At 43.7% G+C, this 23038-nt stretch carries 19 protein-coding genes and 1 pseudogene; 4 read left to right on the top strand and 16 right to left on the bottom strand.

What is annotated here, in order from left to right; translation table 11 throughout:
• Positions 1-132: 132 nt before the first annotated feature.
• Positions 133-1359 carry a glucose-1-phosphate adenylyltransferase gene (locus tag PQG66_RS07420; RefSeq protein ID WP_272036863.1) on the top strand — a complete coding sequence of 409 codons (1227 nt, stop codon included), beginning with the start codon at positions 133-135 and terminating at the stop codon, positions 1357-1359.
• Positions 1360-1460: 101 nt separating this feature from the next.
• On the opposite strand, the gene PQG66_RS07425 is transcribed toward PQG66_RS07420, so the two are convergent.
• The 5 genes from PQG66_RS07425 to PQG66_RS07445 form a co-directional block, all read right to left on the bottom strand.
• Positions 1461-2960, bottom strand: a complete 1500-nt coding sequence (locus PQG66_RS07425) for a sensor histidine kinase (RefSeq protein ID WP_272036865.1) — start codon at positions 2958-2960, stop codon at positions 1461-1463.
• A complete protein-coding gene (locus tag PQG66_RS07430; protein ID WP_090916668.1) occupies positions 2957-3655 on the bottom strand; it encodes a response regulator transcription factor in 699 nt (232 codons plus the stop codon). The genes PQG66_RS07425 and PQG66_RS07430 overlap by 4 nt, the downstream gene beginning before the upstream one ends.
• A gap of 14 nt (positions 3656-3669) precedes the next feature.
• A complete protein-coding gene (locus PQG66_RS07435) occupies positions 3670-4998 on the bottom strand; it encodes a hypothetical protein (RefSeq protein ID WP_272036870.1) in 1329 nt (442 codons plus the stop codon).
• A gap of 71 nt (positions 4999-5069) precedes the next feature.
• Positions 5070-5795 (bottom strand): phosphonate ABC transporter ATP-binding protein, encoded by a 726-nt coding sequence (locus tag PQG66_RS07440; RefSeq protein WP_272036872.1) that lies wholly within the window; start codon positions 5793-5795, stop codon positions 5070-5072.
• 84 nt (positions 5796-5879) lie between these two features.
• The gene (locus PQG66_RS07445; RefSeq protein ID WP_272038105.1) at positions 5880-7061 is read right to left on the bottom strand and encodes an MFS transporter; all 1182 of its coding nucleotides are present in this window, start codon (positions 7059-7061) and stop codon (positions 5880-5882) included.
• Between the two features lie 218 nt (positions 7062-7279).
• Here PQG66_RS07445 and PQG66_RS07450 point away from each other — a divergent pair, with 218 nt between their 5' ends.
• Both PQG66_RS07450 and PQG66_RS07455 read left to right on the top strand, forming a co-directional pair.
• A complete protein-coding gene (locus PQG66_RS07450; protein WP_272036874.1) occupies positions 7280-8200 on the top strand; it encodes an ArsR/SmtB family transcription factor in 921 nt (306 codons plus the stop codon).
• Positions 8201-8244: 44 nt separating this feature from the next.
• A complete protein-coding gene (locus tag PQG66_RS07455; protein WP_272036876.1) occupies positions 8245-9009 on the top strand; it encodes an HAD family hydrolase in 765 nt (254 codons plus the stop codon).
• A gap of 75 nt (positions 9010-9084) precedes the next feature.
• Here the strand turns inward: PQG66_RS07455 and PQG66_RS07460 are convergent, their stop codons facing one another.
• From PQG66_RS07460 to pdhA, 9 genes are all read right to left on the bottom strand, one after another.
• Positions 9085-11385: a type IA DNA topoisomerase gene (locus tag PQG66_RS07460; protein WP_272036878.1), complete on the bottom strand. Its 2301-nt coding sequence runs from the start codon at positions 11383-11385 to the stop codon at positions 9085-9087.
• 125 nt (positions 11386-11510) lie between these two features.
• Positions 11511-11999 carry a ferric iron uptake transcriptional regulator gene (fur, locus tag PQG66_RS07465; RefSeq protein WP_293201458.1) on the bottom strand — a complete coding sequence of 163 codons (489 nt, stop codon included), beginning with the start codon at positions 11997-11999 and terminating at the stop codon, positions 11511-11513.
• Between the two features lie 325 nt (positions 12000-12324).
• Positions 12325-13812: a glutamate synthase subunit beta gene (locus tag PQG66_RS07470; protein WP_272036880.1), complete on the bottom strand. Its 1488-nt coding sequence runs from the start codon at positions 13810-13812 to the stop codon at positions 12325-12327.
• 341 nt (positions 13813-14153) lie between these two features.
• On the bottom strand, positions 14154-14642 hold the full coding sequence (locus PQG66_RS07475) for a dihydrofolate reductase (RefSeq protein WP_272036882.1): 489 nt from the start codon (positions 14640-14642) through the stop codon (positions 14154-14156).
• 88 nt (positions 14643-14730) lie between these two features.
• Positions 14731-15525, bottom strand: coding sequence for a thymidylate synthase (gene thyA, locus PQG66_RS07480; protein WP_272036884.1), 795 nt, complete (start codon positions 15523-15525; stop codon positions 14731-14733).
• Positions 15526-15822: 297 nt separating this feature from the next.
• Positions 15823-17238, bottom strand: coding sequence for a dihydrolipoyl dehydrogenase (gene lpdA, locus PQG66_RS07485; RefSeq protein WP_272036886.1), 1416 nt, complete (start codon positions 17236-17238; stop codon positions 15823-15825).
• A 3-nt stretch (positions 17239-17241) separates the two neighbouring features.
• Positions 17242-18549, bottom strand: a complete 1308-nt coding sequence (locus PQG66_RS07490; RefSeq protein ID WP_272036888.1) for a dihydrolipoamide acetyltransferase family protein — start codon at positions 18547-18549, stop codon at positions 17242-17244.
• A 176-nt stretch (positions 18550-18725) separates the two neighbouring features.
• Positions 18726-19703, bottom strand: a complete 978-nt coding sequence (locus PQG66_RS07495) for an alpha-ketoacid dehydrogenase subunit beta (RefSeq protein ID WP_272036890.1) — start codon at positions 19701-19703, stop codon at positions 18726-18728.
• A gap of 104 nt (positions 19704-19807) precedes the next feature.
• Positions 19808-20875 carry a pyruvate dehydrogenase (acetyl-transferring) E1 component subunit alpha gene (gene pdhA, locus PQG66_RS07500; RefSeq protein ID WP_272038107.1) on the bottom strand — a complete coding sequence of 356 codons (1068 nt, stop codon included), beginning with the start codon at positions 20873-20875 and terminating at the stop codon, positions 19808-19810.
• A gap of 256 nt (positions 20876-21131) precedes the next feature.
• On the opposite strand from pdhA, the gene PQG66_RS07505 reads away from it, so the two are divergent.
• The gene (locus PQG66_RS07505; protein WP_272036892.1) at positions 21132-21866 is read left to right on the top strand and encodes an alpha/beta hydrolase; all 735 of its coding nucleotides are present in this window, start codon (positions 21132-21134) and stop codon (positions 21864-21866) included.
• A gap of 259 nt (positions 21867-22125) precedes the next feature.
• Here the strand turns inward: PQG66_RS07505 and PQG66_RS07510 are convergent, their stop codons facing one another.
• Together PQG66_RS07510 and PQG66_RS07515 are read right to left on the bottom strand one after the other, a co-directional pair.
• Positions 22126-22596, bottom strand: a complete 471-nt coding sequence (locus tag PQG66_RS07510) for a low molecular weight protein-tyrosine-phosphatase (RefSeq protein ID WP_272036894.1) — start codon at positions 22594-22596, stop codon at positions 22126-22128.
• A 4-nt stretch (positions 22597-22600) separates the two neighbouring features.
• Positions 22601-22927 (bottom strand): annotated as a pseudogene (locus tag PQG66_RS07515) (trimeric intracellular cation channel family protein); the annotation flags it as partial.
• Positions 22928-23038 lie beyond the last annotated feature (111 nt).

Raw genomic sequence — 23038 nt, forward strand, 5'->3', positions numbered from 1 at the left:
TTGAAAAGAAAAATGCGTTGTTTTAAAAATGATGTATTTTTTCAGAATTTTTACAATAACTATCGTTTCAGAAGCTTAGCTTTCGTTTACTAATGTACTACACTGCACAAATATTTTGGGAGGGAAACGATCATGTTTAATAAAGATTGCATCGCTATGCTGTTGGCGGGAGGAGAAGGAAAACGACTGGCTCCTTTAACCTCAAGGATCGCTAAACCCGCTGTACCGTTTGGCGGGCACTACCGGATTATCGATTTTCCTCTCAGTAACTGCGTCAACTCGGGAATCGATACGGTAGGAGTTCTGACACAATATCAGGCGGAATCGCTACACGAACATATTGGTCAAGGAGAACCATGGACACATGGTAATTCAAGTGAGAGCGGCATCTCCTTGCTCCCATCTTATCATACAGGAAATGACGAATACTCGGGAACTGCGGATGCCATATATAAAAATATAGACTATATTGACCAACAGAATCCCGAAAATGTTCTCATTTTGTCGGGCGATCACATCTACCATATGAATTATCGTGAAATGCTTGAAGCACATAAGGCAAATAACGCGGCTGCCACGATTTCCGTTATGGAAGTACCTTGGGATGAAGCGCATCGCTTTGGGATTATGGCTGCAGATGAAAATCTGCGTGTGACTGAATTCGCTGAAAAGCCGGCTGAACCCAAAAGCAACCTCGCCTCGATGGGAATATACATGTTTAAATGGCAATATCTGAAACGTCATCTACTCGAAGATGCTGCGAATCCAGATTCCAGCCATGACTTCGGAAAAGATGTCATTCCTCAGATGTTAAAGGAAAACAACTCACTTTTCGTGTATAATTTTGATGGTTACTGGAAAGATGTCGGTACGGTTAAAAGCCTTTGGGATGCCCATATGGATCTGCTGTATAACGATGAGAATTGGAGCTTGCAAAGAGAAGACTGGCCTATGTTTACCCGCGAATGGCGCTTCAAGCCTAGTGCGATCAAAACAAGACAAACGCAAATGGAACATCTCTCTTCCATGGTTCATGACTCTTGCGCCATCGAAGGTCGTGCAGAACGTTCTGTCATCTTCTGCGGAGCTGAGGTGGGTAAAGGATCTGAAGTGCTGGACAGTGTCATTATGCCAAATGCACGCGTAGGCCGTGGTGTTCACATTGAACGCGCAATTATTGGCGAAGGAGCCATCATTAAGGATGGCGCTATTGTGAAAGGTACCAGTGATGAAATTGTTGTTGTTGGCCCGAACGAGATCGTGGCACCTAAACCAGCCGTTCGTAGCCAACCTGTACGCATCCTTAAAGAGGTCTATGAGAAAAGCGGACGTCTCCGTACTGGAGAACTATCCTCATAATTTCAATTTAACATATTAAAAAAGCGAGCCTTCTCAGGCTCGCTTTTTCGTTTCCCCTTAATCCACTCATGTTTGTCCTCACGGATGCTCAATACAAAAATTTATAGCTTCTCTTTATCAGAAGTTTGATGAGGATCTGATGATTTCTCAGGCTCCACTTCTATACTCGTTGTATCTTCTTGAATGGGCAGATCTTCTTGTTCGAGCATGGGTAACGAGATCGTTACTGTCGTACCGGACCCTAGCTCACTTTGTATCGTGATTGTACCCTCATGTAACTCTACAAGTTCTTGTGTAATCGCAAGACCTAGGCCAGTTCCTCCATTCTGGTGATTTACCTGGAAGAAGCGATCCCTTACTTTGATCAGATGTTCTTCACTGATCCCAATCCCAGTATCCTGCACAGCAGTTACAATCTGACCGTTCTCTTCTTTCACAGATATGAAGATCCATGAGTTTTCGTGTGAGAATTTGATGGCATTATCTACGATATTTAGGAATACCTGCTTCAGTCGATTGCCATCACCATGAACATTGTAGGCATGAGTCTCATCCGTATCCAGCTTCAAATGAACTTGTTTCTGTTCGGCTTTGGCCCATACGTTTAACATCGTTTCCTGTACAATCTCACGAATATTAACTGTACCCTTAACCAGCTTCATCTGATTCTGTTGCAGCTTGGAAAAGTCGAGCATCTCCTCCACCAATCCGATTAAACGCTCCGTTTCCTTCGCAATGATCCCCATACCAATTCGAGTTTCTTCCGGATCATATCCACCAGAATCCAACGTTTCACTCCAGCCTTTGATACTGGTCAGCGGCGTTCGCAATTCATGAGAAATAGAAGAAATAAAATCGTCTTTGATCTGATTACTACGTACAATTTCATGAGCCATGAAGTTTAATGTTGAAGCAAGTTCACCCAACTCATGTTTGTAATTTCCTTTGACCCTTACGTCGAGACGCCCTTTCGCCATTTGAGCAGATACCGCTGTAATGTTGTTAAGAGGGCGCACGATTGAATTGGCCATACCAATACTAATGATCAATACGATCGCCAGTACACCTACTCCTACAGCGATAGCCAGCATTCCCATAACGAGTAATTTGGAGTTTACCGATTCGAGGGACGTCAGATAACGTACAATGTACGTATTTTCACCGCCCAGATCGAATTTATTAGCAACTGCCATGACTGATTCGCCTGTAACGGGCTGTCTACCAATCCATCTTCCCATGTCACCGTTTAATGCCTGCATAATGTCACTTGTTTGCAACACAGCCCTGTCGGATTCAAATGCTGTCGAACTCGCAAGTACACGACCATTCAGATCCAGGATTTCCAGTTCCGTATTATCTAGTGCTAGACGAACAAGAAGCCTGGACAAATTATTATTGCCCTCTTCCCCATTACTAACTCTGGCAATCGGTTCGAAGAAGTCTCTGTTATTGGTAATATGTGTGCTGATTGTATTGTAGATACTCTCGTAATAATACCGCTGCACAGCTAGCATAAACACAAATTCAAGCAGTACCAAAGCGAGGAATACGACAATAAAGTAATGTAGTACGATTTGCCGTGTGATCCCTTTTTTTATCATTGATCCCGGCCCTTCCATTTGTACCCGTGACCCCATACAGTTTGCAGGTATTCAGGCTCGGAAGGATTGTTCTCAATTTTTTGACGCAGACGACGGATGTTTACATCAACAATTTTGGGATCACCCATATACTCTTTCCCCCAAACGTGATCCAGTAGCAAGTCACGGCTTAGTGGTGTATTTTCTTTTTCCAAGAAGAACTGAATTAATGAAAACTCTGTTGGGGTTAATTCAATCGCTTCATTATTCTTTTTAAACTGTTTAGAGATCAAATCAAGTGAAAATGGTCCGGATTGGAATGTGACTTTGGCGGCTGTTTCACGATGTACGTTAACTCGGCGCAACAGAGATTGAATCCGTGCAATCAGTTCAGTGGGGCTGAACGGTTTGCTTACGTGGTCGTCCGCTCCAACCGAAAGGGCATATACTTTGTCCTGTTCCTGAACTTTTGCCGTGAGGAAAATAATGCCAAGCCGTTCATTCGTTTCACGAATCCGTCTACACACTTCAAATCCGTCAATACCAGGAACCATAACGTCCAGTAGTGCAAGATCAATATCTGGAACGGATTGCAAAATACGCAGTGCTTCATGGCCGTCCCCAGCTTCCAGCACTTCAAATCCGTTTCGCTTTAAGTTAATAACGATAAAACTGCGAATGGATTCTTCATCTTCAAGAATAAGTACTTTACTCATCAAGTTCTTCCTTTCTATTCAGCTGAGAAGTTTTTGTTTAATGCATCTTTGGCCGCCTCAGATGATGCAACACGTGATGCAATTACCCGATCTCTCGTTCGCGTAATCTCCTTCCAGCTTTTTCCCTTTTCAAGATCCCACTGAGAAAACGTAAAATATTTGATCTCGGCTACGGTTTCATCCGTTTTGATCATTTTAAACCGAATATATTTTTCCTTCTCCGATTTGGTGTCAATCGTGATCTTGCCATACCATTCAGGCTTCAGGTTAAGATGGAACAAATCCGCATCATCCCGGAACTGGAAGGATACAAACTTCTTATCATCTTCGCCATCCCATTGATAGAACGTATAAAACCACATTCTTGAATCAAATACGTAGTGTTCCCAGCCTTTTGGTGTTTCTTTTAATCCAAACTCAATAATACCATCATTATTCACATCACCGCTTAAAATTTTGTCATCTCTATAGGTTTGATCTGGTGATTTGAAAGCACTGATGAGTTTATCGTCTTTTACATACATGATCTCTGTAAAGGAACTTCGATCATCCAGATTTGCGTCGAGCACAATTCCTACTCTATCCTGAGCGATCTCTCCGCCCAGCGCATTGTATATCTCTTTGACGGTATAATCCGTTACCAAACGATCCATTTCTTTAAAACTGTCTTCCTGATACTGATAGAGCGCAATAGTAGCGAAACCGTTCATATTGATAGAAACAACAACAAAATCACTTTTACCGTCTCCGTTTAAGTCCAGTGATTTACCTTGCATATCATCAATAATCATCTGATTATAAGGTAGGCCACCAAGCACTTGTTCCAATATCCCACCCTTATAGGAATATGCAGTTAAGGCTTTCTGATCCTGTAGACTAACACCAACGACAATGTCCGGATTTCCATCATTCGTTACATCCATGACTTTGAATGATTCAAGATCATTGCCTGGCACATCAAAGGTAAGCTTTTTGACCCAAGAACCTTCCTGTTCTTCTAAAATCATACCATGAATACGCACATCTTCATTGGGTGTTTCATAAAAAACACTAGCTTCCCGTATGCCATCGCCGTTCAAGTCTTCCACACGAATCATACTTGTATTGCTCATATCTTTAGGCCGGATCAGTTTACTCTCAGCCGGTGTTTCCTTTTGAACAATATTATACAGTTTTTCCTTGTCCGTAGACATCATTGGCGGTTTCATCAGAAGCTTGGGGTCACTGATAAAGGTACAGCCGCTCAACATCGCTCCAAGCAGAATAGCCATCGTGCCTGCAGTCATGTAGCGACCCCATCGCGATTTAAGCAATCTCATCACTCTTTTCATTAAATAACTCATATTCGTTTTCCATTCAAAACTATCCCACTATTCTTCCTATATAAACGTTCCTGACCACTCACAAAAGTCATCTAAATTTGATTTTTTTCCTGCTGGGTTAATCGTCGTCCTCGTATATCAAAAACGATTCGACCTTCCGCGATTCCCCAAATTCGGGAAGCATGCTTCTCCGCTAGTTCAATCGGCAGGACGGCAATGACCGTCGCTCGTTCCTCTTCACACAATTTACGCAGTGTTTCCAGGACAGCATCAGCCGTGTGTGGGTCCAGCCCTATAACAGGCTCATCCGCGAGAACCACTTTCGCACCATGAGCAAGTGCTCTGGCAATGGCTACACGTTGTTTCTCACCGCCGCTCATTTTTTCAGCAATCTGATGTGCTTTATCGAGTAATCCCAAGCTTTCGAGGTGATCCATCGCTCCCATGTAGTCATCGGATCGTACCATGCCTGTCGCCATTCTCCATAAAGGTGTTTGGCCAAAACGTCCAATAAGTACGTTTTTTAGCGCGGTTTTTCTGGGATACAATTGCGGATTCTGCTCCAAGTATGCCCATTCTCGCCTAATCTTCTGTTTACCTGACCAGCCTTCTTTCAAGATATCAACGCCGTCTACTGTAAAACGTCCTGTATCCCATTTCTCTTTCATCGCCAGACATTTCAGCAGCATACTTTTACCACTCCCGCTGGAGCCGACCACCGCAATCATTTCCCCTTGTTGCATATCAAAACGAATATCACGCAGAATCGGAATACGATCCGCTCCCACGGATTTGCTTAAATTCTCCACTCTGATCATCGCGATGTCTCCTCTTGTCCATTTTTTTCCCTACTATATAGTGTACTCGGAAATGGACATCAATTTCCATGCGAACACCAGCTTCTATTTTAACACAAATTTCTCTTCGCCGTTACGCCGAAATAACAACCCTGTAACACCAAAAATCAAATACATCAAGCCGAGCATGATAAACATGCTTCCAGGCGACAACCAGTTAATCAACTGTCCCCCAAGATTAGGTCCCATAATACTTCCAATGGTGAAATGGAATGAGGCTACAACATTAGCTGCTGGAAGCAGAACTTTGGGTAAAATATCTGCGGCATAAGCTAAACCCAAGGAAAAGAAGGAACCCACAAGACCGCCTGCAATGAGCAATAACATAAGTGTTAACCAGAAATGTGTCCCTGCAATGGGAACCAGCATAAATGCAATACCGCCACCCACGCCGGCGAGCATGAGAATTTTTTTTCGGCCATAACGATCACTTAACATCCCGAGTGGAAGCTGAAGGAACAATCCTCCAATCCCTATAAAAGGAAGCAACGCAGCAATCTCACTGGTTTCATATCCGATTCGAAGTCCGTAAACCGGGAAATTACTGTTCATTCCCGCCTCCATATAACCGTACAGAAGAGCGGGTAGCAAGGCATACCATGCCCAAGTAAAACTGCTGCGGAAGCGCCGCTCCGGCAGATGAGTATTCTCCGCTTTTTCCGGCTTGGTATCCGGAAGTTTGAAGAGTACCAGCAAAAGTACAGCCGCCATGGCAGCAAACAGCACTAGAAACGGAACAGCATCACCGAACGCGAGTAACTGGATTCCGAGTGGCCCAATGCTGAAACCAAGTCCATAAGACATGCCATATAGTGATATATAACGCCCTCGTTTCTCTGGCGTAGTAACCAGTAAAACCCACAGCTGTGCTGCATAATGCAAAGCGCTGTCTCCGATCCCGACAATGATGCGCAGCACAAACCATATTTTAATATCAGGCCAAGCCGGAAACAGAATCAATGGAATCATAACTAGAATAAGTCCACCAACAATCAGTTTTTTAAAACCAAGCACGCCCAGTAGTCTTTCAGCTATCAATGTCATGGCGAATGATCCAATGTAGAGCGCAGCAGCATTCAGTCCGTTTAATCCGGGTGATACCCCTTGCTGTTCCAGAAAGATCGATAGTACAGGAAGCAATAGTCCTTGACTGATACCAGCTGCCACAATCACGGTTATTAGAATTAGATAGTTTAAGGTTGATGGTGATATTTTGGATTTGAACATGGACACGACGTTTCATTCCTCCTGCAAGCGCAAACAAAGAAAAATCGTCATCGCTGACGATCTTTAGTTTGTCATTTATATCGATGTGTACTTCTGTCTTTAAACAGGGCACAGCCCCAGACTTGAACATTATAGTGGACAACGCCCAGTAAAACAAGCCATAATAGTACATAAGTCGCTGTGTATATCTAGATGTGACGGGAGGATTCTGCATCATTATGACTTATCATGTTAAAATTGATGTCTCACCGATATATGAAATGCTAAACAGCTTTCTGGTTTATGTCACGAAAAAGTGGATTCAGCATCTGGACATTGGTCCTGAATGGATTCTGGACGTTGAAGGCAAGCTAAGTTCCAACGTGCGAGCTGCTTTAGCACCCGCTGCAACTTGGCCATTTGACGATTTTGATGTCCTGTTCGCTTGGGCAGCATATCAGAACCCCACTTCAGAGAATCAAGAATTTCTGGACATGCTCGCTGAGCTTTCAGCTGACGAATTGTTTGCGCGCATATCACCATTAATGCCTACACTTACTATAGAAGAATCAACGCGTATTCGGAACAGCTATGTCCCTTTATTGCGACTATGGGATCAGCACTATTGCCGAACTATTAGCGAAGATCATCGTGTATGGCTTGAAGAAGATGCTGAAGAAAAACGCATTTTACTTGAAAAAATGGGCCCTGAACTGTTAATTGAATATGCGACTGCAGGTGTCATTGTGGAACCAACTCTTGGATTAAACGAAGTGATTCTGTTCCCAACCGTTCACAACCGTCCAATTAACATGTATTGCTTTTATGAAGGCATGATGATCATACAGTATCCGGTAGATACACCTGAAGCAAGTGAAGATGAACCGCCAACATGTTTGCTTCGCTTTACGCATGCTTTGGCTGATCCCGAAAGACTCCGACTGTTAAGATATGTATCAGATGAACCCAAATCACTCTCGGAGATGTGTGAAGAGCTTGGCAAAGACGAAGACCCTGTAAAGGATCAGGTCATGGCCCTTCGCGTTGCAGGATTGTTACGCACCCATCTGCTGGGAAGCAACCGTAAAGAAAAATACAGCATTCGGCCAGATGGCGTATCTGAATTAAATATGTTTCTGGAATCCTACATTCGCATTTAAGTCAATTAATCGTATTGGATTCCTGTAGCAAGGAGTGAGTAGCTTTGACTTTAATGAAACAACATATTTTGTTTGACCTGGATGACACTCTAGTGTACTGCAACAAATACTTCAATCTTGTATTAGGTGAATTCTTTGAGAACATGCAGGAATGGTTTGACGGACATGCCCTGACTACACAATCGATCCGGGAGAAACAGCTCGAAATAGATGTGACCGGCGTGAACAAAGTCGGGTTTGCAAGTCACCATTTTCCACAGTCACTGATTGATACGTATCGATATTTTTCGAAAAAATACGCTCGTCCAACTTCTACTAAAGAAGAAACGTATCTCAGCAAACTGGGTATGAGTGTATATACCCAAGAAGTTGAGCCCTATCCGCATATGGTCGAAACGTTGGAAGAGCTGAAATCTGCTGGACACTCTCTTTATTTGTATACAGGGGGAGAGACCGTCATTCAACAGCGAAAAATTGATCAGATGAAGCTCTCGAGCTATTTTGATGATCGAATCTATATTCGTCAGCACAAAAACATCGAGGCACTCGAAGGCATTTTGTCGAATGGGCCATTTGAACGTCGTTCAACGTGGATGGTTGGCAACTCGCTTCGCACAGACATTATGCCTGCCGTAAAAGCAGGTATTCACAGCATCTACATTAAGCAGCCCAATGAATGGCAATATAACATTGTGGAGCTGCAGCCGAATCCAGAAACCTCATTATATACAATCACTGCATTGGAAGAGGTTCCTACAGTCATTCATGAGGATCTACAACTGCAAAAACAGCAAAGAACCCTTGGTTAAGGGCTCTTTGCAATTCAGAAACCCGGTCTTTTTTGAATACCAGGGTTTCTTTTTTTATAATAAAGTAACGTGAGCTTAAGATGAAGCTTCCTGCTTCTCCCCGGATAGTTGTCCCGTGACAGCATCCTTTAAAATAATACGTGCCTTCACTGTACTACCGTCTTTACGTTTGAATGAAAGCACTTGGGTACTCCCCTTTTCTACCAAGGATTTCAGCATCGTCGTTGTTATTTTTTTGCCTGCGTATTCTTTCCAGACGACAAAGGTACATCCTTCTTTGAAGCGAGAACAACCATATCCCTTCTTACCTTCAATAATATTACCGCCACAACCTGGCGAAGGACACGAAGCAAGAATCTCCCGCGTTCCCGAGCGTGCAGTACTGGTGTTCCCTGATGGACGTGTACTCGAGGCTACTTTTACAGTTGATGTTTTGGTAGCACTCCCACCATTGGTCGTATTATTCCCTGCTTTACCTTGAGTTCTGGCCTTTCCTTTACCTCTACGTGTGTCTTCACCAAAAGCATCTGCAGCAGCCGGGGTCTGCACTCGAACCTTTTCGATTATGGACAACGTGAATTTCTTGACGTTTTCCATGAACTTGTCCTGTGCTGCCTCACCTTTAGAAATTTGGTGTAATCGGCGCTCCCATTGTCCGGTCATCTCAGGCGAGGTAAGCAAGTCTACACCGGCACGACGGATTAATTCAATCGCAGTTCGTCCTTTAAGCGTCAACTGCATTTTCTTACCTTGCATTGTGATATAACCTACGTTTTTGAGACGTTCAATTGTAGCCGCTCGTGTAGCAGGAGTTCCCAGACCGCTGTCCTTCATCGCATCACGTAGCTCTTCATTCTCAATCTGTTTGCCAGCGCTCTCCATTGCCTTAAGCAGCGTACCCTCGGTATAACTTTTGGGTGGTTGAGTAGCTTTCTCTTTAAACTCGCTCTTTGTACATTGAACGGGCAGGTCAGGCTGCACAGCAAAAGATTTATCCGTCCACTCTTCCGGTTCCTCTTCTTCACTGCTATTTTTCTTCGCCTTTTTCTTCTTTGAATCACTTTGATTCTGCTCACTCGAACCCAGTACAACCTTCCAACCGAGGGACAATAGCTCTTTTACAGACGTTTTGAATTGATGTTTTTCTACTTCGGTAAGTACAGTATGTTGCTTATACTCAGCTGGTGGATAGAAATGAGATAGAAAACGTCTCACAATCAGATCATAAATATTTTGCTCATCTTTGGACAACGTTCCAGGTCTCTTCAGTGTTGGCAAAATCGCATGGTGATCCTCCACACGGCTCGGATTGCAAACCCCTTTATTGTTTTTATGCACTAGTTCAGGCTTGGCATTCAAGGCTAATTCGCTGTACGTACCGTTCTTGAGCAAATTTAGCGTTTTATGCATTCCTTCAATATTTTGTTCCGTTACATAATTTGAATTCGTCCGCGGGTAAGAGATCACCTTATGTTTTTCGTACAAAGCTTGCGCGATATCTAACGTTTTTTTGGCTCCATAACCGAACTTGGCATTCGCCTCACGCTGTAAAAGCGTAAGATCATACAACCGGTAAGGATACTCCTTCGTTTGTTTCGCCTCATATTTAATAATCTGGCCAGTCTTACCCTTAACACTTGTCGCAATGGCCTCTGCTGCTTCGGCATCCGTCAATTTATCGCCTTGACGTAGCCCACGGTACTCTACACCTTCCTGCTTGAACCAGGCCGCTACTTCATAGAACGTCTGTGACTGGAACGCCTCAATCTCGATCTCCCGATCATAAATAAGCGCTAATACAGGTGTCTGTACACGCCCTACTGACAAAAGTGCATTATGCCTTGTCGTGAACGCTCGGGAGGCATTCATTCCAATTAACCAGTCCGCTTCACTGCGTGCCCGGGCAGCACGAGTCAGATTCTCGAATTCAGCAGCATCTTTCAATCCATCAAATCCACGCCGAATACTTTCAGCAGTCAAATCCGATATCCACAGACGTTTAACCGGCTGACGTAGCTTCAATTGCTGCTGGATCAGGGCAAAAATATACTGCCCCTCTCGCCCAGCATCACAAGCATTTACAATGCCTGAAGCTCGTTTTGCCAGTTCACCAATGGTTTTAAGCTGGTCCTTTGTTCTCGGATTCGGAACAATTTTGAATTGATCAGGAATAATCGGTAAATCCGCAATATTCCAGCGTTTGTATTTAGAATCATAGGCGTCCGGTTCAGCCAGCCCAAGCAAATGCCCAATCGCCCAAGTGATGATGTATTGCTCACCTTCCAAATACGTGCGATTATTTTTGGCTTTTGGTTCTATGACGGCGGCAATGGTTCTCCCCATATCGGGTTTCTCCGCTATAACCAGAGTCTTCATCCGTCCATCTCTCCTTCTATACCGACCGCAATGACAGCAAAAAGGGCCTTCCGCCGACGGAAGCCCCTTGCTTCTATAGTTCATTATATCAGATTTTGAATTCAAGAGCACCTGTCCAGCATGATTTATCCGACCGCTTGCTCACTAAGTTTGTGTTTTTGTCTACATTCTCTGCATACACCTTGAAAATCTAATCGGTGGTCTGTAACAGCAAATCCGTATTGATGTAAAACCTGTTGCTCCAACCGAAGCAGCCCATCTTCCATGATTTCTTCAACACTTCCGCACTCCGTACAGATCAAGTGATGGTGATGATGAGAGCCATCGGTACTGCGGAGATCAAAGCGAGCCGCTCCATCACCAAAGTTAATCTTTTCTACAACCTGCAGATCACTAAGTAGTTCTAGTGTGCGGTATACGGTAGCCAGTCCGATCTCTGGGAATTTCTCCTTTACAAGTAGAAATACCTCTTCCGCACTAAAATGATCTTTCTCATGTTCCAACAAGACACGTACTGTCACTTCACGTTGTTGGGTTAGTTTATATCCTTTATCAACCAATTGACGTTTGATTAGATCAATCTGCTCTGAAATAGAATTCCGGCTATTCACCATACCGGTGCACCTCCGTTTTAAATCTGGAACCCGATTATTCATCTTCATTTTACTCCAGATTCCGTTTCCAAGTTCCTAATATTCCATCATCTAATTTATAATAATTATAATTTAATAATAAGTCTTTATCTTACAAAATGCAATGCTTTACATCACAGTTTCATAAGAAATGAACGAAGCTGATAATTAATTGATAAGGAATCCAATCACAAAGAACAAAGAACCCTCACTATGTGAGGGTTCTTCTATCATACTCTCTTCTTCATTCAAACCATATGTTTAGTAGAAGTCATAAGGACATACACTACAAGCTTACTAACAAAATTTAAGCTAAGACTGTTGCACCCATCAAATACTTATCCACTTCACGGGCAGCTTCACGGCCTTCATTAATCGCCCATACGACAAGACTTTGACCGCGGCGCATATCACCAGCTGCAAACACTTTTTCCACATTGGTGTTGTATCTGCCATAACGCGCCTTAACGTTCGTACGACGATCCGTTTCAAGTCCTAATTGCTCAACAAGCGTTTGTTCCGGTCCGTCAAAGCCAATAGCAATCATCGCCATCTGTGCAGGAAATACTCGCTCTGTGCCAGGGATTGGTTGATAAATTTTCCGGCCGGTCTCGTCAACGATACGCTCTATTTGAATCGTGTGAAGTTCTTTGAGATTGCCCTCTTCATCCCCCACAAATTTGGTCGTCATGATGGAGAATTCACGCGGATCTTGGCCAAACAATGCTTTAGCTTCTTCTTGAGCATAGTCCAGTGTATATACATTTGGAAATTGAGGCCAAGGGTTGTTAATCGGATCGCGTTCCATTGGTGCCTGAGTATGGGTCCCAAATTGTGTAATCGTACGGCAGCCGTGTCGTAATGATGTGGCTACACAGTCAGAACCCGTATCCCCGCCACCAATTACAATTACATCTTTATCTTTCGCGGAAATATAGTTACCATCTTCCAAGTTTGAATCCAAATAACTTTTAATGCTGCCATTGAGGAAGTCCATTGCATAGTGCACACCTTTGAGGTCCGCACCCTCGATGTTAAATTCACGTGGTTTAGTTGCTCCACCACACAAAACAACAGCATCATATTCGTCAACAAGCTCTTGCGCCATAATATCCTTGCCAATCTCTGTATTCGTAATAAACTGAATCCCTTCGGCTTCTAAGAGGTCTACACGACGCTGAACCACTTTTTTATCCAGCTTCATCGTTGGAATTCCGTACACCAGCAATCCACCGATACGATCCGAACGCTCATACACGGTTACCGTATGTCCAGCCTTGTTCAGTTGGGCCGCTGTTGCAAGTCCCGCCGGACCCGAGCCTACTACAGCTACACGTTTGCCAGTGCGTTTCTCCGGCGGCTGTGGGACAACCCAGCCTTCTTCAAATCCTTTTTCAATAATAGCCTCTTCGATCGTTTTAATCGTTACAGGTTGACCAATCAGACCAACTGTACACGATCCTTCACATGGAGCAGGACAGATCCGACCCGTAAACTCCGGAAAATTGTTTGTTTTGTGAAGGCGTTCCAGCGCTTCCTTCCACAAACCACGATAGACAAGATTATTCCACTCCGGAATCAGGTTATGAACCGGACATCCTGACGTACCGCCAGTCATATCTATACCTGTATGGCAGTAAGGGGTACCACAATCCATGCACCTAGCACCTTGTGTTCTAAGCTCTTCTTCAGCCATATGTTTATGAAACTCTTCCCAATCCTTGATGCGCTCCATTGGCGCTCGATCCGCAGGGAGCTGCCGTCTGTATTCCATAAATCCAGTAGGTGTAGACATCTTACGTTTCCCCCATCCGTTCTTGTCTTAATCCCTTCATTCTCATTGCTTTATATGAAACGGATTACGCATTTACCTAATTTTTTTGTCTATTGTATCACAAAATTTAATCAAAGATATTTTCAATTATAGTAGCATTTTCGTTATCGAATATTAAATGGATAATTCGCATAATTATTTGTGTTTTGTTCATCATAGCGTTTATGTAGGTTAGATTACCGTACTAATATTGAATGGATCAATCTACCTCTTGCATCACAACTCTGTCGGCTAAACTGCTTTCGGTAACATAAAAAAGACACCGTTCACGAGTAATTCGCTAGCTGGTGTCTTTTAATTTCTTACTTTTTCCGATCGTAAAACTCAAAGGTGAACGGGTATATGTTTTTCTCGTCCTGCTCCCCTACGACTTGTTTCTTCAGTTCCCACTCCGACCAATCCACTTCTGGAAAAAAGGTATCTCCTTCGAATGTCTCATGAATTTTGGTTACAACAAGTCGATCTGCAAACGGTAAAAACTCTTGATATACCTGAGAACCTCCGATAACACAAACCTCCTCGCCCTCCGTAACCTTCAACCCTTCTTCAATCGTATGTACGATTTCAGCCTGATCAGCTTGGTAGTTCAAATCCCGGGTGACAATAATGTTACGCCGCTGGGGAAGGGGTTTGCCGCCAAACGATTCCCACGTATTCCGTCCCATAATTATCGTTTTATTCATAGTTTGCTGCTTAAAAAAAGCCATATCTTTGGGCAAACGCCAAGGAAGAGCGTTATTCCGTCCGATGACACCATTCTCCCCCATTGCCCATACCAATTCAATACTCAAAGGTTATAACACTCCTTTCATGGAATAGGTGAATTCATAATTGCTTTTAAGCTCAACATTTAAAGTAAAATGACTCTGCATCAGGTGCTTAAACTGCAATTGGAGCCTTAATGCCAGGATGGTGCTCATAATTTTCAAATTCGAAATCCTCAAACTTGTAATCAAAAATAGAATCGGGTTTTCGCTTGATAATCAGCTTAGGCAGAGGAAATGGCTCGCGCTCTAGCTGTGTTTTCACCTGCTCCACATGATTAGAATAGATGTGCACATCTCCACCAGACCATATGAACTCCCCAACTTCTAAATCACATTGTTGTGCAATCATATGCGTCAAAAGCGCATAACTGGCAATGTTAAACGGTAAACCTAGGAACGTATCCACGGATCTCATCGTTAACATACAGGATAATTTACCCTCAGCCACGTAAAATTGAAACGCAAAATGGCATGGTGGCAACTTCATATTGTTAATTTCGGCCACATTCCAAGCACTCACGAGATGACGGCGGGAATCCGGATTATTTTTAATCGAATCAACAACAGCTGCAATTTGATCTATTTTTTCTCCGTTTGGCGCTTCCCATGTCCGCCATTGTGAGCCGTATACTGGACCAAGATCACCGTTTTCGTCTGCCCAATCGTCCCAGATTTTCACGCCATTCTCTTTCAGATAGGCAATGTTCGTATCACCACTCAAAAACCACAATAACTCATGAATAACCGATTTCAAGTGAATTCGTTTGGTCGTTACAAGCGGAAAGCCTTCAGACAAATCGTAACGGAGCTGTCTACCGAAGACAGATTGTGTCCCTGTTCCAGTACGATCGCCTTTGTGCACGCCGTGATCTAATATATCTTGTAATAAATCGAGATAGTTTTTCATGATGGTATCTCCTCGCAATCGTATTTCATACTTACTCTATCCTATAGACACATACACAGGCTTCAATTGACTTCATTCCATATCATGCCTGATCATTATATCAGTTTAACACAACCACTGTGCCTCGGCATAGAATGATATTTGATCGTCGACAATTCAAGGTATGTAACCTTACCATTTTGTCCAATCTTCCGTTTCTTCAATCTTTACACTAAAAAAGAGGCGAACAACGCGTTAGCGCCATTCGCCTCTTTGAATTTACATATGATGCCGGACGAATCCGATGCTTCAATGAACTTAGCGGGAGATGATGTGGATCGGGTGACCCATTACCAATTCCGCTGCTTCCATCACAATTTCGCCCAATGTTGGGTGAGCGTGAATTGTCAGCGCCAGATCTTCCAAAGTTGCACCCATTTCGATTGCAAGACCCAGCTCAGCAATCAAGTTGGAAGCTTCCAAACCAACGATTTGGCAACCCAATACTAGGCCGCTTTCTTCGTCAGCAACGATTTTCACGAAGCCTTCAGCATGGTTCAAAGATACGGCACGGCCGTTACCCGCATAAGGGAATTTACCTGCTTTTACTTTGTAGCCTTTTTCTTTAGCTTCTTTTTCAGTGTAACCTACGCTGGAGCACTCTGGATCTGTGAATACAACAGCTGGCATACATTTGTAGTCTACTACAGACGGTTGTCCTGCGATTGCTTCAGCAGCCACTTTACCTTCATAAGAAGCTTTGTGTGCCAGAGCAAGACCAGATACGATATCACCAATAGCAAAGATGTGCGGGATGCTAGTGCGGCCTTGGTGATCGACTTTAACGAATCCACGCTCGTCAACATCTACACCAATCAGGTCAAGACCAAGCTCTCCATCTGTGTTTGGACGACGTCCAACAGTAACCAGCAGGTAATCTGCAGTTACTTCTTTGGACTCACCATTTACAGAATATTTAACAGTTACATCTTTATCTGTTTGCTCAGCACTTTCAGCTTTTGCACCTGTTACGATATCGATGCCTGTTTTCTTCATGTTTTTAGCAACCAGGCTAGTCATGTCTTTATCGAATCCTGGCAATACCGTATCCATACCTTCGATGATTGTTACTTTTGCACCAAATTTGGAGTACATTTGACCAAGCTCGGCACCGATATATCCGCCACCGATTACAATCAAACTTTTTGGTACTTCAGGCAAGTTCAATGCTTCTGTCGAAGACAGAATGCGTCCGCCAAACGGGAATGGTTTCAGTTCGATTGGACGGGAACCTGTTGCAATAATTGCATTTTTGAATTTGTAACGTGGTGATTCGTGATCGTTAAATACACGAGCTTCGTTTTCATTGATGAACATGCACTCACCGCTGAAAACTTCAATTTTGTTGCCTTTGAGCAAACCAGCTACGCCGCCAGTCATTTTCTTAACAACGCCATTTTTGAATTCTTGAGTTTTAGCAAAGTCTACTTTTACGTTTTCAGCGGAGATACCAAAAGCATCGCCGTGAAGTGCAGCCTCATATTGGTGTGCAGCGGAGATCAGAGCTTTAGATGGAATACATCCACGGTTCAAACATACGCCGCCGAGCTCGGATTTGTCTACGATCAATACGCTTTGGCCCAGTTGTGCAGCGCGGATGGCAGCTACATAGCCGCCAGGTCCCGCACCAATTACTAATGTGTCGATATTGAGAGAAGCGTCGCCTACTACCATATCTTACACCTCCATAACAAGCAGCTCAGGGTTAGCGAGCAGCTGTTTAATGTAATTCATAAAGTTCTGTGCTGTTGCGCCATCGATAATACGGTGGTCGAAGCTCAAGGAAAGAGCCATTACTGGTGCTGCAACAACTTCGCCGTCTTTAATAACCGCTTTTTCGCTGATGCGTCCAGTTCCGAGGATTGCAACTTCAGGGAAGTTGATGATCGGAGTGAAGAACATACCACCAGCAGAACCGATGTTACTGATGGAGATCGTGCTTCCTTTCATTTCGTTCGCGCTCAGTTTACCTTCACGACCACGAGCTGCCAGATCACGGATGGAATCAGCGATCATCCAGATGGATTTACGGTCAGCATCTTTGATTACAGGAACGATCAGACCGTTTTCTGTATCTGTTGCGATACCTATGTTGTAGTATTTTTTGTATACAATTTCGTTTGCTTCTTCATCGATCATTGCGTTCAGAGCAGGGAATTGGCGGGAAGCCGCAACCAATGCTTTAACAATGAATGGCAAGTAAGTAACTTTTGTACCTTTTTTCTCTGCAATTGGTTTCATGCGAGTACGGAATGCAACCAGTTCAGTTACGTCAACTTCGTCCATGATCGTAACGTGTGGTGCAGTGTAAGCAGATTTAACCATTGCGTTAGAGATCGCTTTACGAATACCTTTGAACGGTACGCGCTCTTCTTCAAGGCGTTGATCAGCTGCTGCTGCAGGTGCTGCGGATTTTTTCTCTTCTTGAGCCGGAGCTGTGGAAGATGCCGCTGCGGAAGAACCGCCACCGTTTTTGAAGGATTCAACATCTTCTTTGGTTACTTTACCGTTGTTACCAGTGCCGTTAACCTGAGCGATGTCTACACCTTGCTCACGAGCAAATTTGCGTACGCTTGGCGTAGCCAGAACGTCTTTTGCAGGGACTGCAGGAACGCTATTGTTGCCACCTTCTTGAGCTGCATTGGAGCTGGAAGCTGCTGCAGATGAACCGCTAGTATCAGCTCCGCCTTGTGCTGCGTCTTTTTCTTGTTCAGCAGGAGCGTCATCTTGCTCAGGCAATTCGCCTTCTGCATCGATTACCGCAACCACTTCACCAACGCGGCAGATTTGACCATCTTTAGCGAAAACTTCAGTTACTGTTCCGTTAACCGGACAAGGAACTTCAACAACCGCTTTGTCGTTCTGTACTTCCATGATGATATCATCGTCGGTTACTTTGTCCCCAACTTTGATGTGCATCTTGATAATTTCGCCTTCGTGTAGGCCTTCGCCTAGTTCAGGGAATTTGTATTCAAATTTAGCCAACTGAAAAACCTCCTTGATTATGTGCTCAATCCTGAAAACAACCCTTAACTCCAAGAACCAACGGTTACTGCTACTGCAAATAACGGTTACTCAAGGGGCTAATGGCTGTTTACAGTGCAGTGTGAGCTGCGATGTGAATCACCATACTGCGCCTTGCGGCATGTCAGATGATTGAATTAGAAGTTCATGACTTTATTAACCGCAGCAACGATACGTGCCGGGTTAGGCAACCATGTATCTTCGATTTGTGCAAATGGATATACTGTATCCGGACCAGCTACACGCAGAACCGGTGCTTCCAGATGCAGGATTGCTTTTTCATTGATTTGTGCAATGACTTCAGCAGCAACACCAGCACTCTTTTGAGCTTCTTGTACTACAATTGCACGATTTGTTTTCTTAATGGAAGCAATGACAGTATCGATATCGATCGGGCTGATCGTACGAAGGTCGATAACTTCAACTTTGATACCTTGTTTTTCGAGTTCTTCAGCAGCTTTTACAGAAGTATGAACCATCATACCGTAAGTAATAATCGTAACATCAGAACCTTCACGAACTACGTTCGCTTTACCCAGTTCCACTACATAATCCTCTTCAGGAACTTCTGCACGGAAAGCGTGGTACAGATTCAAGTGCTCCATGAAGAATACAGGGTCGTTGTCGCGGATCGAAGCGATCATCAGACCTTTTGCATCGTAAGGATTAGAAGGAACTACTACTTTAATACCCGGAGTTTGCGTCAGCAAACCTTCCAGAGAGTCTGTATGCAACTCAGCCGCTTTTACGCCACCACCGAATGGTGTACGGAAAACAATCGGAGAATTGTATTTACCGCCGGAGCGGAAACGCATACGAGCAGCCTGAACAACCATTTGGTCAAGGGCTTCGAAGATAAAACCTACGAATTGGATCTCAGCTACCGGACGGAAGCCTTGAATACCCAGACCTACAGCCAAACCGCCGATTGCGGACTCAGCCAGCGGTGTATCAAACACACGCTCTTCGCCAAATTCTTTTTGCAAACCTTCCGTTACACGGAAAACGCCGCCGACATTACCTACGTCTTCACCGAAAAGGATAACGTTAGGATCACGTTTCAGCTCTACGCGAAGCGCATCACGGATTGCTTCTTTCATGTTCAATTGTGCCATTTGCTTCATTTCCTCCTTAAACATTGACGATTCACATTCAAATTCATACATGTATACCGAGACACCTTATGGGTGCCGGAAGTTTATGCTTTATCGGAAAAAACTTATTGGAAATCTGCTTTTTGCTCTTCCAAGTGCTTAGGCGTTTGTTCGAACATGCTGTCGATCAAGCCTGAAATCGTCATTTTCTCGGTTTTTTCCGCTTTTTTAATTTCTTCATTTACTTTAGCTTTTGCTTCTTCTTTCACACGTGCTGTATCTTCTTCAGTCCAAAGACCTTTTTTCTCCAGATATTTAGCAAAACGTGCGATTGGATCTTTTTCGCTCCACTCAGCTTCTTCTTCTTTTGTACGATACTTGGAAGCATCATCAGAAAGAGAGTGAGGACGGAAACGATAAGTTACTGCTTCAATCAATGTTGCGCCTTCTCCGTTACGTCCACGCTCAGCAGCTTCCTGAACCGCTTTGATAACAGCGAAGATGTCCATACCGTCAACTTTAACACCTTTGATACCTGCTGCTACCGCTTTGTGAGCGATGGACAGCGCTGCTGTTTGTTTAGCAAAAGGTGTAGTGATGGCATAGCCGTTGTTTTGTACGAAGAAGATTACTGGCAATTTATATACACCAGCGAAGTTCAGGCCTTCATAGAAGTCACCTTCTGAAGAACCGCCGTCACCTGTGTATGTGATAACAACTTGCTTTTGTTTCTTCAATTTGTAACCCATAGCGATACCCATTGCGTGCAGAATTTGTGCACCAATGATGATTTGTGGCATCAATACATTAACGCCATCTGGAATTTGTCCACCATGTTGGTGTCCACGGGAGTACAAGAATGCTTGATAAAGAGGAAGTCCGTGCCACACGAGTTGCGGAATGTCGCGATAGCCTGGAGCAATAAAGTCTTCTTTTTCAAGGGCAAACTCACTACCAACCATTGTAGCTTCTTGACCAGATACTGGAGCATAGAAACCAAGTCGACCTTGACGGCCGAGGTTTACTGCACGGTCATCCCAAGTACGGGTAAATACCATGCGGTACATAATTTCTTTTAATTGATCGTCGGAAAGCTTAGGCATCATGTCTTTATTAACGATTTCACCGTCAGGAGACAGCACGGACAGAGCTTCTACATCCTCCGTGTATACTTCATAAGGAACCTTGCTCATTTTTTTCTTCACCTCAACAAAAAATTTGAATATCAAGTTCCGCTGTTATATTATTATTATACACCTGTTTCACTGCATACGTCAAAGAAATCCGTAATTTTTTTATGTTTCCTTTCGGATTGTATGTATAACAGGCGCTTGATATTGGTATAACAGCATAATACATGCTTGCATGTTTGACCCATTGCCCGCACCAGGTTAATCTTACCGTATTGCGCTGGCGAATGCAAAAAATTACCCGGAAAGGTGACGTTTTATGACGGATTCCCGCTATTTGAAACGTACAATTGTGAAGGAAGAGATCGAAAGTCGTTATCTCGGCGAGAAACGAACTCTCCGTATTTATCTTCCCCCAGGCTACAATGAGCTACTAAGTTATCCCGTGGTTTATTGTCAGGACGGCGAAGAGTTTTTCAATTTTGGTCGAATTGCCACCACTGCGAATCGTATAATCCTCGATGAAGGAGCAGAACCTTTCATTATTGTTGGAGTTCAGGTCGATGTGTCTGTGAGAACTCAAGAATACGCTCCGTTTGGCAATCGATTCAAAAATTACACGAAGTGCTTTGCAGAAGAGATTATTCCCTATGTAGAAGAGAAATATCCTGTGAGACGTTCTCCGCAGGAACGTGTCCTTGCCGGTGACTCATTGGGTGGCAGTGTTTCACTACATTTGGCGCTAATGTATCCCGAATTGTTCACCCGCGTCATCAGCATGTCCGGCGCATTTTACTCCGCTTCTCAGGAGATCTACGCAGCAGCCGAAGATTTATCCTGGCTGTCCATCTGGATGATCGTTGGTCTGCAGGAGACTGCCTTTGAAGCAGACACAGGTACGTATGATTTTGTACAATTGAGCCGAGATACTCGGGATTTGCTGGAGAAGCGTGGTGCTCTCGTCTCCTATCAGGAGAAGGACGGGAATCACCAATGGGGCTTCTGGCAAAAGGAACTACCAGATGCATTGTTATACTTTTTAAAGGAAAGTTAGGTATCAATGTTCCTTATTTTTTTAACTTGCGGCTAATCAGCCGCTCTTTTTTTACTTTCTAATTACTCAAATCAATTGTCAACGCTTACATTAGTGATCTGAAAAAGAAGCAGGAATATTCAGATCACTTTTACTCCTGCTTCTTTGCCATTTCATTAACCATAGAAGAACGCTTTACAATTTGAACTGTTAAAATCCATTGTGAGCTTTCAACAAAACTTATTCCTTGTTCTGTTCTTTTGTATTTCTCTTATTACCCTCAGGATAATGAGTTCTCTTCTATAATACGGTCCAATAATACATCACAACCCGCATTCACCAGCTCGTACACCTCTTCAAAGTTCCCTGTGAAATACGGATCTGGTACTTCTCGCAGCTTTTCGTTCGGAAGCAAGTCCATGAACTTGATAATCTCTGCCTCTTCTCCACCTGGTAAGCTTCTCACATTATCGGCATTGGAATTATCCATACATATAATGTAATCGAACTGAACAAAATCTTCACTCGCAAACTGTCTTGCCGTCATGTTAGCATACGAGATTTTATAGGAATCGAGCAGATTCCGGGTTCCTTCATGCGGAGGTTTGCCCACGTGCCAGTCGCTTGTACCTGCTGAATCAATACGAATTTGTTCATCAAACCCCTTCTCAAGAACTTTATGACGCATAACAGCTTCTGCCATTGGTGACCGGCAAATGTTACCTAGACACACAAATACAACGTTAATCATACTATTAATCCCCCTTGTTTAAGATTTTTTGAATTACCCAAGGTACATGCTGCGGAATAAGTTTTTCAGTCTTTAAACTGACATTTCCGTTATATGTTAGCGAACGACGCGGAAGCTTCCATTTATAATGTACCGAACACATCCGTAAGAAGACAACGGTCACGAAACAGATCAGCAGACCGATGTTTGTTGTAAACCAGCCCGTCCCGATTGCAAACCCTGCAGTCATCGCCCACACGGCATAAATCTCGTCACGAAGAACGAAGGGTTTACGTCCAGCTAGGAGATCCCGAATGATTCCTCCGCCGATCCCGGTCATTACAGCAGCCACAGTTTAAATCCAACTTGCTCAAACCTAACTTTTTAAGTCATCTGCATGTGGCTCTTCCATTGTATCCGTGAGTACAGAAATTGTGCAACCACATTTTGTCGATTATACTGG

The organism is Paenibacillus sp. JJ-100 (genome assembly GCF_948329825.1).
Classification (GTDB): domain Bacteria; phylum Bacillota; class Bacilli; order Paenibacillales; family Paenibacillaceae; genus Paenibacillus.

Bases quoted from the DNA above. Each gene is read 5' to 3' on its own strand.
- PQG66_RS07420 (WP_272036863.1), top strand. From the start codon at position 133: ATGTTTAATAAAGATTGCATCGCTATGCTGTTGGCGGGAGGAGAAGGA.
- PQG66_RS07425 (WP_272036865.1), bottom strand. From the start codon at position 2,960: ATGATAAAAAAAGGGATCACACGGCAAATCGTACTACATTACTTTATT.
- PQG66_RS07430 (WP_090916668.1), bottom strand. From the start codon at position 3,655: ATGAGTAAAGTACTTATTCTTGAAGATGAAGAATCCATTCGCAGTTTT.
- PQG66_RS07435 (WP_272036870.1), bottom strand. From the start codon at position 4,998: ATGAGTTATTTAATGAAAAGAGTGATGAGATTGCTTAAATCGCGATGG.
- PQG66_RS07440 (WP_272036872.1), bottom strand. From the start codon at position 5,795: ATGATCAGAGTGGAGAATTTAAGCAAATCCGTGGGAGCGGATCGTATT.
- PQG66_RS07445 (WP_272038105.1), bottom strand. From the start codon at position 7,061: ATGTTCAAATCCAAAATATCACCATCAACCTTAAACTATCTAATTCTA.
- PQG66_RS07450 (WP_272036874.1), top strand. From the start codon at position 7,280: ATGACTTATCATGTTAAAATTGATGTCTCACCGATATATGAAATGCTA.
- PQG66_RS07460 (WP_272036878.1), bottom strand. From the start codon at position 11,385: ATGAAGACTCTGGTTATAGCGGAGAAACCCGATATGGGGAGAACCATT.
- fur (WP_293201458.1), bottom strand. From the start codon at position 11,999: ATGGTGAATAGCCGGAATTCTATTTCAGAGCAGATTGATCTAATCAAA.
- PQG66_RS07470 (WP_272036880.1), bottom strand. From the start codon at position 13,812: ATGTCTACACCTACTGGATTTATGGAATACAGACGGCAGCTCCCTGCG.
- thyA (WP_272036884.1), bottom strand. From the start codon at position 15,525: ATGAAAAACTATCTCGATTTATTACAAGATATATTAGATCACGGCGTG.
- lpdA (WP_272036886.1), bottom strand. From the start codon at position 17,238: ATGGTAGTAGGCGACGCTTCTCTCAATATCGACACATTAGTAATTGGT.
- PQG66_RS07495 (WP_272036890.1), bottom strand. From the start codon at position 19,703: ATGGCACAATTGAACATGAAAGAAGCAATCCGTGATGCGCTTCGCGTA.
- pdhA (WP_272038107.1), bottom strand. From the start codon at position 20,875: ATGAGCAAGGTTCCTTATGAAGTATACACGGAGGATGTAGAAGCTCTG.
- PQG66_RS07505 (WP_272036892.1), top strand. From the start codon at position 21,132: ATGACGGATTCCCGCTATTTGAAACGTACAATTGTGAAGGAAGAGATC.
- PQG66_RS07510 (WP_272036894.1), bottom strand. From the start codon at position 22,596: ATGATTAACGTTGTATTTGTGTGTCTAGGTAACATTTGCCGGTCACCA.